Origin of the sequence: Streptomyces sp. A1136, assembly GCF_004795055.1 — a bacterium.
Classification (GTDB): Bacteria; Actinomycetota; Actinomycetes; order Streptomycetales; family Streptomycetaceae; genus Streptomyces.
This window is the reverse complement of sequence record NZ_SSBJ01000005.1, coordinates 73,641-87,848: the sequence shown is the minus strand read 5'-3', so window position 1 is coordinate 87,848 and position 14,208 is coordinate 73,641. Positions and strand designations below refer to the sequence as shown.

The window sequence follows — 14,208 nt, the reverse complement described above, 5'->3', positions numbered from 1 at the left end:
AACCGCGAAACCTCGACGAGAAGAAGGAGCGACCATGCCCGCCGGATCCAGTCCCAAGCGCGAACGACAGTACGAGCACATCAAGGACAGCGCGCAAGAACGCGGCGAGAGCCCCGAGCGGGCCAAGGAGATCGCCGCCCGCACCGTCAACAAGGAACGCGCACGGGCGGGGGAGTCGAAGACGGCGAGCAAGACCTCCCTGGAGGACATGTCCTCGTCCGAGCGCGGCGGCCGGCATTCCCACACCGGCGCGCAGGGACCGACGTACGACCAGCTCTACCAAGAGGCGAAGCGCAAGAACCTGCACGGCCGCTCGTCCATGAACAAGGCCGAGCTGAAGGAGAAGCTGGGCAAGTGAGCCCCGGCCGCCGCCCGGGCCGCACCAGGCCCGGAACGCCCCACCCCGGCGGGACCGCCGGCCCGCGTGCGCCCCGCCCACGGGCACCGGCCGCCGCCCCGCCGGCCGTACGGGAGGAACCGCATGAACCGCGCCGCCTTGTTCGATGTCGACGGAACCCTCGCCGACACCAACCACCTGCATGTGACGGCCTGGTGGGAAGCCCTGCGCCAAGCCGGACACGACGTGCCGATGCACGCCATCCACCACGCCATCGGCCTCCCCGGGGAGGACCTGATCGCCCACCTGCTCGGCGACGACCGCGACACCGACCAGGACGACGCGTTGAAGGCCGCCCACGACACCCTCTACGGCACCTACTTCGACCGGCTGCCCGGCTTCGACTCCGCCGCCGAGCTGCTGCGCGCACTCGCCGGGCGCGGCTGGCGGGTGGTGCTGGTCACCTCGGCCGGGAGCACCGAACTGGAGGCGCTGCGGCGGGCCATCGGCGCCGACGACGCGATCACCGCCACCGCCAGCGCGGACGACGTCAGCGAGGGCAAGCCGGCGCCCGACCCGGTGCACCACGCCCTCGACCTCGTCGACGCCCCCGCCCACGCCGCCGTGTTCGTCGGCGACAGCGTGTGGGACATGAAGGCCGCGACCCGGGCCGGCGTCACCTGCGTCGGCCTGCTGTGCGGCGGCATCGCGCGCCGCGACCTCGAAGAGGCCGGGGCCCGCGAGGTGTACCGGGACCCGGCCGAGCTGCTCGCCCGTCTCGACGACAGCCCCTTCGATCAGGTCGCGCGGGAGCGGGCGGCCGAGACGCCGGCGACCTCCGGGGAGCGTCTCTCCGCGGAAAGGGGACAGGCATGACCGCGACACCCTCGTCCGGGTCCGGCGCGCCGGGCGGCGGCCTGCGCGTCGTGGTCGTCGGCGCCACCGGCAATGTCGGCACCAGCGTGGTGCGGGCCCTCCTGGACGACCCCGCCGTGGGCTCGGTCCTCGGCCTCGCGCGCCGGCTCCCCGACTGGCGGCCGGTCGGAACCGACTGGCGCCCGGTGAACATCGAACCCGGCGGCGCGGACCTGGTGCCCCTCTTCGAGGGCGCCGACGCGGTGGTCCACCTGGCCTGGAAGTTCCAGCCCACGCACGATCCGGCCGAGACCTGGCGGACCAACGTCCTCGGCGGCATCCGCGTGTTCGACGCCGTGGCCGCCGCAGGGGTCCCCGCGCTCGTCCACGCCTCCTCGGTCGGCGCGTACTCGCCCGGCCCCAAGGACCGGGCCGTGGACGAGACCTGGCCCACCCACGGCTGGCCGCAGGCCGCCTACACCCGGGAGAAGTCGTACCTGGAGCGGGTCCTGGACACCTATGAGAGCGTCCACCCCGACATCCGCGTCGTGCGGATGCGGCCCGCGTTCCTCTTCAAGCGGGAGGCCGCGTCCGAACAGCGCCGGATCTTCGCGGGCCGGCTGCTGCCCGGCCGGCTCGTCCGCCCCGGCCTGATCCCGATCGTCCCCGACCTGCCCGGACTGCGCGTGCAGGCGCTGCACACCGACGACGCGGCGACCGCCTACGCCGCCGCGGTCACCCGACCCGTACGGGGCGCCTTCAACCTCGCCTGCGACCCGCCGCTCGACGCGGCACGGCTCGCGGAGATCCTCAAGGCCCGGACCGTGCGGATGCCGGCCGCACCGGTGCGGGCCGCGCTCTCCGCCGCCTGGCGGCTGCGCGCCGTACCCGCGTCACCCGACCTGTTCGACGCGGTGTTGCGGCTCCCGCTGCTGGACAGCGCCCGGGCCCGCGCGGAACTCGGCTGGGAGCCGCGCCACACCGCGGTGGAGGCGGTCGAGGAGTTCCTCGAAGGCCTGCGCGAGGGCGCGGGAATGGCCACCGCGCCCCTCGCCCCGAAGCCCTGAATCGGGAGCCCTGAATCAGGGCTTCAGCAGGGTCTTGATCATGCCGTCCTCCTTGTCCTGGAACATGGCGTAGGCCCGGGGTGCCTCCTCCAGCGCCATGGTGTGGGTGGCGAAACCCTCGACGCCCAGCGGGTCGGAGTCCTCCAGGAGCGGCAGGATCTCGTCGACCCAGGCGCGGACATTGGCCTGCCCCATCCGGAGCTGGATCTGCTTGTCGAACATGGTCAGCAGCGGCATGGGGTCGGCCGCGCCGCCGTAGACGCCGGACACGGATACGGTGCCACCCCGCCGGACCAGGTCGATGGCGGTGTGCAGCGCGGTCAGCCGGTCCACTCCGGCGCGTTCCATCAGCGGCCTGGCCACGGCGTCCGGCAGCAGCCCCGTGAAGCGCTGTGCGGCGGCGGCCAGCGGGGCTCCGTGCGCCTCCATGCCCACCGCGTCGATGACCGAGTCCGGGCCACGGCCCCGCGTCAGGTCGCGCACGGTCTCCACCAGGTGCTTGCCCTGCTCCTTGAGGTCCAACGTGTGGACCCCGAAGGCCTTGGCCCGCGCCAGCCGGGCCGGGACCAGGTCCACCCCGATGACCAGCTCCGCTCCCTGGTGCAGGGCGATCCGGGCGGCCATCTGTCCGATCGGCCCGAGACCGAGGACGGCGACGCTGCCGCCGGGCGGGACGGCCGCGTACCGCACCGCCTGCCACGCGGTCGGCAGGACGTCGGACAGGTACACGAAACGCTCGTCCGGCGGCCCTTCGGGCACCTTCACCGGCAGCCGGTCACCGAACGGCACCCGCACGTACTCCGCCTGCCCGCCGGGCACCTGCCCGTAGAGCTTGGTGTAGCCGAACAGCGAGGCGCCCTTGTCGTACTCCCGCACCTGCGTCGTCTCGCACTGCGAGTGCAGGCCCTGGTCGCACATGAAGCAGTCGCCGCAGGACACGTTGAACGGGATGACCACCCGGTCCCCGCGCCGCAGCGTCGTCACGTCCGCGCCCACCTCCTCGACCACCCCCATCGCCTCGTGGCCGAGGATGTCGCCGGCGTCCAGGAACGGCCCGAGGACCTCGTACAGGTGCAGATCGGAGCCGCAGATCCCGGTGGACGTCACCTTGACGACGATGTCCGTCGGGTCCTTGATCACCGGATCCGGAACGGTCTCCACCCGTACGTCCCGCGTGCCCTGCCAGGTCAATGCGCGCATGGTCTTGCCTCCGTCGAAGAAGTGGACTCTGCCCTCCGCGCCTCCCCACCCCACGCGGCCGCACACCTGACGGATACGTGTGGTGTGCCCGGGACGGGGTAGCCGCCCGTTGACCGACCGACAACGGAGGTGCTGGATGTCGCTGAGCCTCGGATTCCCCCAGGCGCGTCACGAATTCGCCCGCCTGTGGACCCTTCCCGGGGTCTACGCGCCCCAGGAGGACACCTGCCTCCTGGCCGAAGCCGTACGGGACGAGGTCGCACCGGGCATGGACGTGCTGGACATCGGCGCCGGCAGCGGGGCACTGGCCCTGTACGCGGCGCGCCGGGGGGCCCGGGTGACGGCGGTGGACGTCTCCTGGCGCGCGGCCCTGACCGTACGCCTCAACGCCCTGCGGATGCGGCAGCCGATCACCGTACGCCGGGGGAGCGTGGCGACCGCCGCGGCCCTCGGCCCCTTCGACCTCGTCGTCAGCAACCCGCCCTACGTGCCCGCCCCGGACCCGGGCCTTCCCACCCGAGGGCCCGCCCGGGCCTGGGACGCGGGCCACGACGGGCGCCAGATCGTGGACCGCATCTGCGCCGGCGCCCCCGGCCTGCTCAAACCGCACGGCACCCTGCTGATCGTCCATTCCGCCCTGTGCGGCACCGAGACGACGCTGGAGCAACTGACCGCCGCCGGGATGCGGCCCGAGGTCGCCGACCGGACCCGCATCCCCTTCGGCCCGGTCCTGCGCTCCCGGCTCCCGTGGCTGCGCGAGCGGGGACTGCTGGGCCCGGAGGAGACGACCGAGGAACTGGTCGTGATCCGCGCCGTCGCGCCGGCCGCCCCCGCCCCCCGCGACGCCCAACGGCCCCTGAGGAGGATTCACCAGTGACGGCGAGCACCACCCGCGCCCACGCGTCCACCGCCCCCCGACTCCCCGTCCCGCGCGGCCCCCTCTCGGCCGCGGTGGCCGAGGCCCTGCTCGACCCGACGGCCCCGCCCCCGGACCCCGCCGCCGCACACACGGCGGACCCGTACGGGGACGACCTGCACCTGGCCCTCTACCAGCTCTACGAGCTGCACTACCGGGGCTTCGAAGGCGTCGCCGACACCCGGGAGTGGGATCCGGGACTCCTGGAGCTGCGGCGCGCCCTTGAACGGCGCTTCCTCACCGCCCTGCGCGCCGACGCCCCCGCGGGCCGCACCGTCGACGAGGCCTTCGGCGAGCTGCTGCTGGAGCCGGTCGACCACTCCGGGAGCGTCAGCGGGTACTTGGAGCGCGACGGGGAACTGCGGCACGTGCGCGAGTACGCGGCCCTGCGTTCGCTCTACCACCTCAAGGAGGCCGACCCCCACGTATGGGTCATCCCGCGCCTGCGCGGCCGGGCGAAGGCCGCCATGGTCGCCATCGAGTACGACGAGTTCGGCGCGGGGCACGCCGACCGGGTGCACGCCGAGCTGTTCGCCCGTCTGATGGCGGACCTGGGACTGAACACCGACTACGGCCACTACCTCGACGCGGCGCCGGCCGAAGCCCTCGCGATCGTGAACCTCATGTCCCTGTTCGGGCTGCACCGGGCGCTGCGCGGAGCGCTCGTCGGCCACTTCGCCTGTGTCGAGGTCACCTCCTCGCCAGGCTCCCGCCGATTGGCGGCGGCCATGCGCCGCCTGGAGGCGGGCCCCGCCGCCGAGCACTTCTACGACGAGCACGTCGAGGCCGACGCCGTCCACGAGCAGCTGGTGCGCCGCGAGGTCATCGCCGGTCTGATGGAGGACGAACCCGGCCTGGAGGGCGACATCGCCTTCGGCGCCGACGCCACCGTCCTGCTGGAGGACCGCCTCGGGGACCTGCTGCTGGACCGGTGGCGGCGGGGCGCGAGCGCGCTGCGGACGCCCCTGTGACCGCCGGGCCCGCCGCCGCCCGCCGCGTTAGGCTCGAACCATGTGCTGAAAGGGGTGCCGCCCATGTGCCGCTGGCTCGCGTACTCGGGATCACCGGTCCTGCTCGACACCGTCCTGTACCGTCCCGAGCACTCGTTGATCAACCAGAGCCTGCACTCCAGGCTGGGCGTGGAGACGACCAACGGCGACGGCTTCGGGATCGGCTGGTACAGCGAGCACGGCGACGGGACCCCGGCGGTGTTCCGTGACATCGGACCGGCCTGGAACGACCGGAACCTGCGGGAACTGGCGGCCCACGTCAGCTCGCGACTCTTCTTCGCCCACGTCCGGGCCTCGACCGGATCCGCCATTCAGCAGACCAACTGTCACCCTTTCCGGCACGGTCGGTGGCTGTGGATGCACAACGGGGCGATCACGGACTTCCACCGGCTCCAGCGGGACCTCTGCATGGCCGTCGACCCGGCCCTCTTCCCCTCCATCGAGGGCTCGACCGACTCCGAGGTCATGTTCTACCTGGCCGTCACCTTCGGTCTCGACCAGGACGTGCCCGGCGCGGTGGCCCGGATGGCCGGGCTGGTCGAACGCCTCGGCAAGGAGCACGGGGTCGACGAACCGCTCCAGATGACCATCGCCGTCAGCGACGGACACAAGCTGTGGGCGTTCCGCTACTCCAGCGGGCGCAAGTCCCGCTCGCTCTTCTACAGCAGCAGGGCCGACACCGTGCGCGAGCTCTACCCGGAGCTGCCGTATCTGCGACAGGTCTCCGACGAGACCCGCCTGGTGGTGTCCGAACCCCTCGGCGACCTGCCCGGCGTGTGGAACGAGCTCCCCGAGGCGAGCTACGTCGTCATCCCGACCGGCGAGGAAGAGGAGGAGGAGTACCTCCCCTTCATCCCCGAGCCTCCCTGAGCCCGCCGCCGGGCGGGCCCGGCGAGCCGCGCGGGCTGCGGCCGCCCGGCGGGGACCCTGCCCCCCCCGGAGTTCCGACGCCATCCCCGGGAGGCGCGAAGACGTGCTCCCGCCGGACAGTCGCGCGCGAGGGCATCGGGGCCCCTGGGATGGGTAGCAGCCGAGAGCCGGAGGCCGCCTCCGTCGGACGGCCGGCGCACGAGCGGGAGGTCGGGACATGGCAGGAAGCGCACTCGTCGTCATCGACATGATCAACCGGTACGAGCACGCCGACGCGGAGCTGCTCCTGCCCTCCGCCCGCCGGGTGGTGCCCCGCATCCAGCTCCTCCTGGAACGCGCCAGACGCGGCGGCACCCCGATCATCTACGTCAACGACAACTTCGGGCAGTGGCGCTCCCACCACGGGGAGATCCTCCAGACGGCTCTCGACGGACCGCACGCGGACCTGGTGAAGCCCTTGTTGCCCGACGAGGACTCCCTCTTCGTGCTCAAGGCCCGCCACTCGATCTTCTTCGAGACGCCACTGGGCTACCTGCTGGGACAACTGGAGGTGGACCACCTGGTGCTGTGCGGGCAGGCGACCGAACAGTGCGTGCTCTACTCCGCGCTGGACGCGCACATCCGCCACATCGACGTCACCGTCGTCCGGGACGCGGTGGCACACCTGCACCGGGACCTCGCCGACGCGGCCCTGAAGATGATGGAGACCAACATGTCCGCCCGCCTCCGCGGCGCCGACGCCGACGACCTGCCCCTCTGAGCTGCTCGGGGGGCAGGTCGCCTCCCTCGTCCCGCTCTCCTACCCGCTCCTCCCGCCGTCCTACTCCGCGTCCTGGAGCCGGCCGCGCAACAGATGCAGCAGGTCCGCACCCGTCAGCGCCGCCAGCGCACCGACCGTGAAGCGGGTGAGGGCCGGTTCGAACACGTACCCGGCGCCGAACCCGGTGGTCACCCACAGGCTCAGACAGAACGGGCAGGTCAGCAGCTCGCCCACCGCGTGTCGGGTCCCCGATCCGCGGACGTCCTCGCTCAGCTCCGCCGGCCCCGACGTACCCCGGTAGCGGGTGAAGGGGGCCCGCAGCGGGCTGGTGACGGGGTCCTTGGCAAGCGTGTGCGCCACCCAGTGCGTGGCTCCGCCGAGCAGTACGACGTCGACGGGGGACAGTCGCGGCACCGGCCGCCGCGCGGCGCGGGCCGCCGCCAAGAGCCCCGCGACACCCGCGCCATAGGCCCCCATCAGCGCGAGGTACCCCTTGAGCGGCCGTTCCTCCTCACCCGCGTAGGCCCGCTCCTCGTGGTCGGCGCGGCGCCGGACGCCGCTCAGTGCTCGGGTGGGATCCATGGGAAGACTCCTCGTCGCCGTACGTGGTGTCCGTCGACGCCTACCCGGCGGGGGCCCGCGCACGCCCGTGGCCCGAGGGCCCACTCGGACGGGCGGCCCCGTGGCATGCGGGCAGGCCGAGAAGCTCACGGCGGGTGGGGGCGGACCGACTTTACGGCGGGTTTACAGCAGGGGGCCCAGGGCAAACGCCGTGGCATGGCTGATCTTGTGGAACAGGGGACCGTCACGACCAAGGTTCCCGCGCGGCTGGACCGGCTCCCCTGGTCCCGTTGGCACTGGATGATCGTGATCGGGCTGGGAACCGTGTGGATCCTGGACGGTCTGGAAGTCACCATCGTCGGCAACATCGCCAGCCGACTCTCCGAACACGGCAGCGGTCTCGCCATCACGGACGCCCAAGTCACCGGAACGGCGGCCGCGTTGTACGTGGCCGGAGCGTGTTCCGGCGCCCTGGTCTTCGGCAGGCTGACCGACCTCTTCGGGCGCAAGAAGCTCTTCCTCGTCACGCTCGGCGTCTACCTGGCGGCGACCGCCCTGACCGCGTTCTCCTTCTCCTCCTGGTGGTTCTTCGTCTTCCGGTTCCTCACCGGATTCGGCATCGGCGGGGAGTACGCCGCGATCAACTCGGCGATCGACGAGCTGATCCCCAGCAAGTACCGCGGCCGCGTCGACCTCGTCATCAACGGCAGCTTCTGGCTCGGCGCGGTGGCCGGGTCGCTGCTGTCCGTCCTGGCCCTGGACACCGACCTCTTCCCGATCTGGCTGGGCTGGCGGCTGACCTTCGCCTTGGGCGTGGTCCTGGGTCTGGTGATCCTCCTCGTGCGCCGGCACGTACCCGAGAGCCCGCGGTGGATGTTCATCCACGGCAAGGCGACCGAGGCCGAGGAACTCGTCACCGACGTCGAGCGGCGCGTGGCGCAGGAGAAGGGCCGGCCGCTGCCCGAGGCGGGCGACGCGATCACCGTCACCCAGCGGAGCGGCACCGGCTTCGGGGAGATCGCCAAGACGATCTTCCGGTCCTATCCGCGGCGGGCCGTCCTCGGCCTGTCCCTCTTCATCGGCCAGGCCTTCCTCTACAACGCGATCACTTTCGGGTTCGGCACCATCCTGGTCCAGTTCTTCGACGTGCCGTCCGGTCACACCGGCTACTACTTCGCCGTCATCGCCTTCGGGAACTTCCTCGGACCGCTGCTGTTGGGCCGGCTCTTCGACACCGTCGGACGCCGCCCGATGATCACCGGCACCTACATCCTCTCGGGACTGCTGCTCTTCGTGACGGCGTGGCTCTTCGGCGCGGGGTACCTGAGCGCGGGAACCATGACCGCCTGCTGGTGCGTGGTGCTGTTCTTCGCCTCCGCGGGAGCCAGCTCGGCCTACCTGACCGTGAGCGAGATCTTCCCGATGGAGACGCGGGCGATGGCGATCGCCTTCTTCTACGCCGTCGGCACGGCGGCCGGGGGAATCTCCGGCCCCCTGCTCTTCGCCGACCTGACCTCCAGCGGCGTGGTGTCCGACGCGGTGATCGCCTTCTGCGTGGGGGCGACGCTGATGGTGGCGGCCGGGGTGGTGGCGGTCTTCCTCGCCGTCGCCGCCGAAGGCCGCTCGCTGGAGCAGATCGCCACCCCGCTCTCGGCCCGGACCACCCCCTCGGCCCCGGCCGCGGAACCGGCGGCCGGCTGAGCCCCCCCGCGTCCCGACACGGCCCCCGGAAGCCGCCCAGCGGACCGGGGGCCGTTCGCGTACCACGGTGACCGCCGAGCGTGGCCGCCCTCCCGGTCGCGCCTCCGAAGCCGCGCCTCCCGAGCCACACCGCCAAGCGACCCCCATGAAGCAACATGAGGCAACACGTACCCGACCGCGCGTACGAAACCATGCGGAAACCGTTCGGACCGGGTCTACTCGGAACGTCGGAACCACAGCGGGCGGTGCGGTTGGAGATCGCCTCCCCGGGCAAGCGGAGGGACGCGCGGGCCGCACCGAGTGGCGCGCACGAGACGGAAAGCCGAGGTGAGCCGTATGGACGACCGGACCACGGAGCCGCTACGCACCGGCCGGAACCCGGACGCGCCAGGGCCGGACACACCGGGCCACGACCCGAAGACCCCGCAGCCCGAGGGACCCGGCCCCACCCCGGGGCCCGGCGCCGTACCCCGCGACCCGAGGCCCGCCCGGCCCGACGAGACACCGCCCGATCCCGCCCCCGCGACGCCGCCGCCCGGTGAACGGCCGCCCGCCCAAGAGCCCCCGGACTAGATCCCCCCGTCGAAGCGGCCGAGACGGCGCCCGGGACGTCCGCGTCGGACGCCCCGGGGCCCGGGCGCTAGTCGCGCTCCGTCGTGTGCCGGTGGCGCACCCACAGCGGGAGCGCGAACCAGCACAGCAGGTACCAGGCCAACACACCCGCCACCAGCCACGGGACGAGCGCGTCGTGGGTCGCCACGCGCAGAATGAGAAGCAGCGCCGTGCACAGGGTCATCAGCAGCAGCACGATGCCCGTCATCGTGAGCCGCGAGGCCCAGGTCACCGCCTGCGGCTTGATGCGGCGGCGGAACACGATCCGATGGAAGGCGACGGGGCCGATGAGGGCGCCCGTGGCCAGCGAACCGAGGATGACGGTGATCAGATAAATGGTCCGGTCCGTCTGTGGGAGATGTTGGAAAACGGGGGTGAAAGCCACCGTCAGGAGGAAACCGAACAGGATCTGCACGCCGGTCTGGGCCACGCGGATCTCCTGCACCAGTTCGCCCCACTGGCGGTCGGCGCGCTGTTCGGGGCTCTCGTGGCGCCCGTCGTCCCGTCCGCTTCCTCCCCGGTCCTGCGCGCCACCGGCGGCCTTGCCTCCGGCGTCATCGATCGGCATGGAACCTCCTGAGGGAACGGAAGGTGCCCCCCGGCACCACGAGGGTGCTCGGGAGGCACGGGAAAAGCGGGAAGGGCCGAAGGAAAGGAGTCAGTCCTTGAGGGTGTCCTTGATCTTTTCCTTGGCCTGCCGGGCATCGCCCTTGGCCTGTTCGGCGCGGCCTTCCGCGGTGAGTCGTTCGTTGCCGACGGCACGGCCCGCGGCTTCCTTGACCTTGCCCTTGGCCTGCTCGCCCTTGGACTTCGCCTTCTCGTCACCGGACATGGCTTCCACTCCATCCGAAAGGGAAATGCGGACTTTGAAGCGTCTGACCACGAATGGCCGCCGCAAACCCGGGGCGTCGGAATTCCTCCCGGAATCGACGGGCGGCCGACGGACATGATCACTGTCGGGGTCGAGGAAGAGTACGTCCTGTTGGACCCTCTCACCCACCTGCCGATGCCCCTCGCGGAAGAAGTGCGCGCCGCGGCGGGCCTGGGGTCGTTCGTGGACGAGGGGGAGGTCCAGGACGAGCTCCTCCAAGCCCAGATCGAGGTCGCCACGCCCGTCTGCACCGACCTCGGCGAGGTGGGCGGCCACCTGCTGCGTCTACGGCACGCGGTGGCCTCCGCGGCGGAGGACAAGGGGTGCCGGGTCGCGATGACCGCCACCGCGCCGCTCAAGGACGGCACGCCTCCCGCGGTCACCCAGAAGCCGCGCTACCTGCGGATGCGGGAGGAGGCCCGGCGGCTGGTCGACGAGCAGCTGATCTGCGGGATGCACGTCCACGCCGCGGTCCCGGGCCGGGAGATGGGGGTGGCCGTGCTCAACCGGATTCGCGTCTGGCTGCCCACCCTGCTGGCGATGTCCGGGAACTCGCCGCTGTGGGACGGACGGGACACCGGCTTCGCCAGCTGGCGCACGATCGTCTTCGGCCGCTGGCCCGTCAGCGGACCCCCGCCCTGCTTCACCGACCTCGCCGACTACGAGAAGCGCATCGGGGCGCTCCTGGAGTCGGGGGTCATCACCGACCGGGGCCAGCTGTACTGGCAGGCACGGCTCTCGGACCGGTACCCGACGATCGAGGTGCGCTGCCTGGACGTCCAGCTGGAGGCGGACGACGCCGTCCTGTTCGCCGGCATCGTGCGGGCGCTCGTCGCCACCGCGATCGCCGAGGAGAACGCGGGCGCCCCGCCGCCCGACTGCTCCCACGAACTCCTCCAGGCCGCGAACTGGTACGCCGCACGGCACGGGCTGAACAGCGCCCTCGTGGACCCGCGCGGGCTGCCGCACAGCGCCGGTGACGTGCTGTGCCAGCTGACCGCCTACATCGGCGAGGCACTGGAGGAGTCCGGTGACCTCCGGGAGGTCAGCGCGCTCACACACCGGCTGCTGCGCGAGGGCACTCCGGCCGATCGCCAGCGCCGTGCGCTCGCCGAGGGAGGCATGTCGGCCCTGGCCGACCTGATCACGGCCTCGGTCCCCGACCGCTGACGGCGCCGCCGCGGGACATGAGGGAGGGGCCCGGACCGAAGTCCCGGGCCCCTCCCTCATGCGTGGCCGCGGCCCTCGCGCGGTCAGTTGTCCTTGGCCGCGCGCTCCGCCTGCTTCTCCTTGATCCGCACCGCTTCCTTGCGGACCTCCGCCTGCGTGGCGCGCTCCTTGACGAGCCACTCCGGCGCCTCGTCCTTGAGCGCGTCGATCTGCTCGGTGGTGAGCGCCTCGGTGATCCCGCCCCGGGCGAGACCGGCGATCGAGACGCCGAGCTTGGCCGCGACCACGGGGCGCGGGTGCGGGCCGTTGCGTCGCAGCTCCTGGAGCCAGGCAGGCGGGTCGGCCTGGAGGGCGTTCAGCTCGGTGCGCGAGACGACACCCTCCTGGAACTCGGCGGGTGTGGCCTCGAGGTACACACCCAGCTTCTTCGCCGCGGTCGCGGGCTTCATGGTCTGGGCGGTCTTGTGCGACGTCATGTCCCCAGGGTATCGAGCATGTGCGCTACCTCTGACCACGGCCGGTAATCTGGCCGGGTGACAGGCTCGGAAGTACCTCCCCAGTTCCGGCTCGCCTACGTTCCAGGGGTGACGCCCACCAAATGGGTGCGGATCTGGAACGAGCGACTGCCCGACGTCCCGCTGACCCTGGTCCCGGTGTCCCCGGCCGAGGCGTCCGGCGTCCTGCGGGCCGGCGGCGCCGACGCGGGCCTCGTCCGGCTGCCGGTCGACCGTACGGAACTCAGCGCGATCCCCCTGTACACCGAGACCACCGTGGTCGTGATCCCGAAGGACCACGTCGTCGCGGCCGTCGAGGAGATCTCCACCGGGGACCTCGCCGACGAGATCGTGCTCCACCCCCTGGACGACACCCTGGACTGGGAGAGCCTGCCGGGGCGGCCCGCGATCGAGCGCCCCGAGACGACGGCGGACGCCATCGAACTGGTCGCGGCGGGGGTCGGCGTCCTCGTCGTCCCGCAGTCGCTCGCCCGGCTGCACCACCGCAGGGACCTCACGTACCGGCCGGTCACCGGCGCGCCCGAATCGCGCGTCGCGCTGTCGTGGCCCGAGGCGGAGACCACCCCCGACCTGGTGGAGGAGTTCATCGGGATCGTCCGCGGCCGTACGGTCAACAGCACGCGGGGCCGCCGGCAGGGCCCGGCCGGGACGCCCGAGGCGTCCAAGGGCAAGCGCCCCGACAAGGCGGCCGGAGCGGCCCGCAAGACGGCCAAGCCGGCTTCGGGCAAGAACGCCCGCGGCGGTTCGGGCGGCGCCAAGGGCGCAAAGGGCGCCAAGGGCGCCGGTCGCGCCAAGCCCCGCCGGGGCCGCTGACGAAATCGAGCAGGTGTTCGGTACCGGGAGTAGGCTGGAGCCATGCACGCGCTCCAAGGGTCCCTCTTCGACCAGACCGACGAGATCCGGCTCGGCCCGCTCTCCGGGGTGCGCCGGACCGACCTGGGGGCCGGCGCCTGGGTCGACCACCTGCCCGGCTGGCTGACCGGCTCCGACGCGTTGTTCGAGCGGCTCGCCGCCGACGTCCCCTGGCACGCCGAGCGGCGCCGGATGTACGAACGCGAGGTCGCCGTCCCCCGGCTGCTGTCCTATTACGGGGCCGGGGTGGAGCTCCCGCACCCCGTCCTCGCCGAGGCCCGCACGACGTTGAGCCGGCACTACGCCGACGAACTGGGCGAGCCGTTCGTCACCGCCGGCCTGTGCCTCTACCGCGACGGCCGCGACAGCGTCGCCTGGCACGGCGACCGTATCGGCCGCTCCGCCACCGAGGACACCATGGTCGCCATCCTCTCCGTGGGCGACCCGCGCGACCTGGCGATCCGCCCCCGCGACGGCGGCCCCACCCTGGTCCGGCTGCCCCTGGGCCACGGCGATCTGGTGGTGATGGGCGGCTCCTGTCAGCGCACCATGGAGCACGCGGTGCCCAAGTCGACGCGGGCCGTCGGACCCCGCATCAGCGTCCAGTTCCGCACCCAGGGCGTCGGCTGACACCGTAGGTCCGCCCGCGGGTACCTCAGGCTCCGGAACCCCACCCCCTCGACTCCCCAAGCCCGGGACCTCATCCCCCTGACCCCGGACCCGCGGGCCCTCATGCCCCTGACCCCGGACCCCCAGGGCCCGGACCCCAGGCCCCGGACCCCAGGCCCCGCACCCCCGGACCCCCGGGTCCCCGCACCCCCGGACCCCCGGGTCCCTGGGCCCCGGGCCCTGGAGGGCCTTGGCCCTCACCCCCGGGTCCCTCGCCCCCGGTCCCTCGCCCCCGGTCCCTC

The 14,208-nt window shown here is 72.5% G+C and carries 16 protein-coding genes; 11 read left to right on the top strand and 5 right to left on the bottom strand.

What is annotated here, in order from left to right; genetic code table 11:
• Positions 1 to 34: 34 nt before the first annotated feature.
• From E6R62_RS06655 to E6R62_RS06645, 3 genes are all read left to right on the top strand, one after another.
• A complete protein-coding gene (locus E6R62_RS06655; RefSeq protein WP_136212359.1) occupies positions 35 to 358 on the top strand; it encodes a plasmid stabilization protein in 324 nt (107 codons plus the stop codon).
• Positions 359 to 481: 123 nt separating this feature from the next.
• Positions 482 to 1,213, top strand: a complete 732-nt coding sequence (locus E6R62_RS06650) for an HAD family hydrolase (RefSeq protein WP_136212358.1) — start codon at positions 482 to 484, stop codon at positions 1,211 to 1,213.
• Positions 1,210 to 2,259, top strand: coding sequence for an NAD-dependent epimerase/dehydratase family protein (locus E6R62_RS06645; protein WP_136212357.1), 1,050 nt, complete (start codon positions 1,210 to 1,212; stop codon positions 2,257 to 2,259). The genes E6R62_RS06650 and E6R62_RS06645 overlap by 4 nt, the downstream gene beginning before the upstream one ends.
• A 15-nt stretch (positions 2,260 to 2,274) precedes the next feature.
• Here E6R62_RS06645 and E6R62_RS06640 read toward each other — a convergent pair whose 3' ends face one another.
• A complete protein-coding gene (locus E6R62_RS06640) occupies positions 2,275 to 3,459 on the bottom strand; it encodes a zinc-dependent alcohol dehydrogenase (protein WP_136212356.1) in 1,185 nt (394 codons plus the stop codon).
• A gap of 136 nt (positions 3,460 to 3,595) precedes the next feature.
• Between E6R62_RS06640 and E6R62_RS06635 the strand changes: the two genes are divergently transcribed.
• From E6R62_RS06635 to E6R62_RS06620, 4 genes are all read left to right on the top strand, one after another.
• Complete coding sequence (locus E6R62_RS06635; RefSeq protein ID WP_136212355.1) at positions 3,596 to 4,336, top strand: HemK2/MTQ2 family protein methyltransferase; 741 nt, start codon at positions 3,596 to 3,598, stop codon at positions 4,334 to 4,336.
• A complete protein-coding gene (locus E6R62_RS06630) occupies positions 4,333 to 5,346 on the top strand; it encodes an iron-containing redox enzyme family protein (protein WP_136212354.1) in 1,014 nt (337 codons plus the stop codon). The genes E6R62_RS06635 and E6R62_RS06630 overlap by 4 nt, the downstream gene beginning before the upstream one ends.
• A gap of 63 nt (positions 5,347 to 5,409) precedes the next feature.
• Positions 5,410 to 6,255 carry a class II glutamine amidotransferase gene (locus E6R62_RS06625; protein WP_136212353.1) on the top strand — a complete coding sequence of 282 codons (846 nt, stop codon included), beginning with the start codon at positions 5,410 to 5,412 and terminating at the stop codon, positions 6,253 to 6,255.
• A 217-nt stretch (positions 6,256 to 6,472) separates the two neighbouring features.
• Positions 6,473 to 7,015, top strand: a complete 543-nt coding sequence (locus tag E6R62_RS06620; protein ID WP_136212352.1) for an isochorismatase family cysteine hydrolase — start codon at positions 6,473 to 6,475, stop codon at positions 7,013 to 7,015.
• Positions 7,016 to 7,075: 60 nt separating this feature from the next.
• Here E6R62_RS06620 and E6R62_RS06615 read toward each other — a convergent pair whose 3' ends face one another.
• Positions 7,076 to 7,597 carry a DUF1360 domain-containing protein gene (locus tag E6R62_RS06615; RefSeq protein WP_136212351.1) on the bottom strand — a complete coding sequence of 174 codons (522 nt, stop codon included), beginning with the start codon at positions 7,595 to 7,597 and terminating at the stop codon, positions 7,076 to 7,078.
• A 195-nt stretch (positions 7,598 to 7,792) separates the two neighbouring features.
• Here E6R62_RS06615 and E6R62_RS06610 point away from each other — a divergent pair, with 195 nt between their 5' ends.
• The gene (locus E6R62_RS06610) at positions 7,793 to 9,277 is read left to right on the top strand and encodes an MFS transporter (protein ID WP_136212350.1); all 1,485 of its coding nucleotides are present in this window, start codon (positions 7,793 to 7,795) and stop codon (positions 9,275 to 9,277) included.
• Positions 9,278 to 9,917: 640 nt separating this feature from the next.
• Here the strand turns inward: E6R62_RS06610 and E6R62_RS06605 are convergent.
• Both E6R62_RS06605 and E6R62_RS06600 read right to left on the bottom strand, forming a co-directional pair.
• Positions 9,918 to 10,457, bottom strand: coding sequence for a DUF6328 family protein (locus tag E6R62_RS06605; RefSeq protein WP_136212349.1), 540 nt, complete (start codon positions 10,455 to 10,457; stop codon positions 9,918 to 9,920).
• A 90-nt stretch (positions 10,458 to 10,547) separates the two neighbouring features.
• Complete coding sequence (locus E6R62_RS06600) at positions 10,548 to 10,721, bottom strand: CsbD family protein (RefSeq protein ID WP_136212348.1); 174 nt, start codon at positions 10,719 to 10,721, stop codon at positions 10,548 to 10,550.
• Positions 10,722 to 10,835: 114 nt separating this feature from the next.
• Here E6R62_RS06600 and E6R62_RS06595 point away from each other — a divergent pair, with 114 nt between their 5' ends.
• Positions 10,836 to 11,930, top strand: coding sequence for a glutamate--cysteine ligase (locus E6R62_RS06595; RefSeq protein WP_136212347.1), 1,095 nt, complete (start codon positions 10,836 to 10,838; stop codon positions 11,928 to 11,930).
• A gap of 83 nt (positions 11,931 to 12,013) precedes the next feature.
• On the opposite strand, the gene E6R62_RS06590 is transcribed toward E6R62_RS06595, so the two are convergent.
• Positions 12,014 to 12,406: a DUF5997 family protein gene (locus E6R62_RS06590; RefSeq protein ID WP_136212346.1), complete on the bottom strand. Its 393-nt coding sequence runs from the start codon at positions 12,404 to 12,406 to the stop codon at positions 12,014 to 12,016.
• A 57-nt stretch (positions 12,407 to 12,463) separates the two neighbouring features.
• Between E6R62_RS06590 and E6R62_RS06585 the strand changes: the two genes are divergently transcribed.
• Positions 12,464 to 13,258, top strand: a complete 795-nt coding sequence (locus E6R62_RS06585; protein WP_136212345.1) for a LysR substrate-binding domain-containing protein — start codon at positions 12,464 to 12,466, stop codon at positions 13,256 to 13,258.
• Positions 13,259 to 13,300: 42 nt separating this feature from the next.
• The gene (locus tag E6R62_RS06580; RefSeq protein WP_136212344.1) at positions 13,301 to 13,927 is read left to right on the top strand and encodes an alpha-ketoglutarate-dependent dioxygenase AlkB; all 627 of its coding nucleotides are present in this window, start codon (positions 13,301 to 13,303) and stop codon (positions 13,925 to 13,927) included.
• The last annotated feature ends 281 nt before the right edge of the window (positions 13,928 to 14,208 follow it).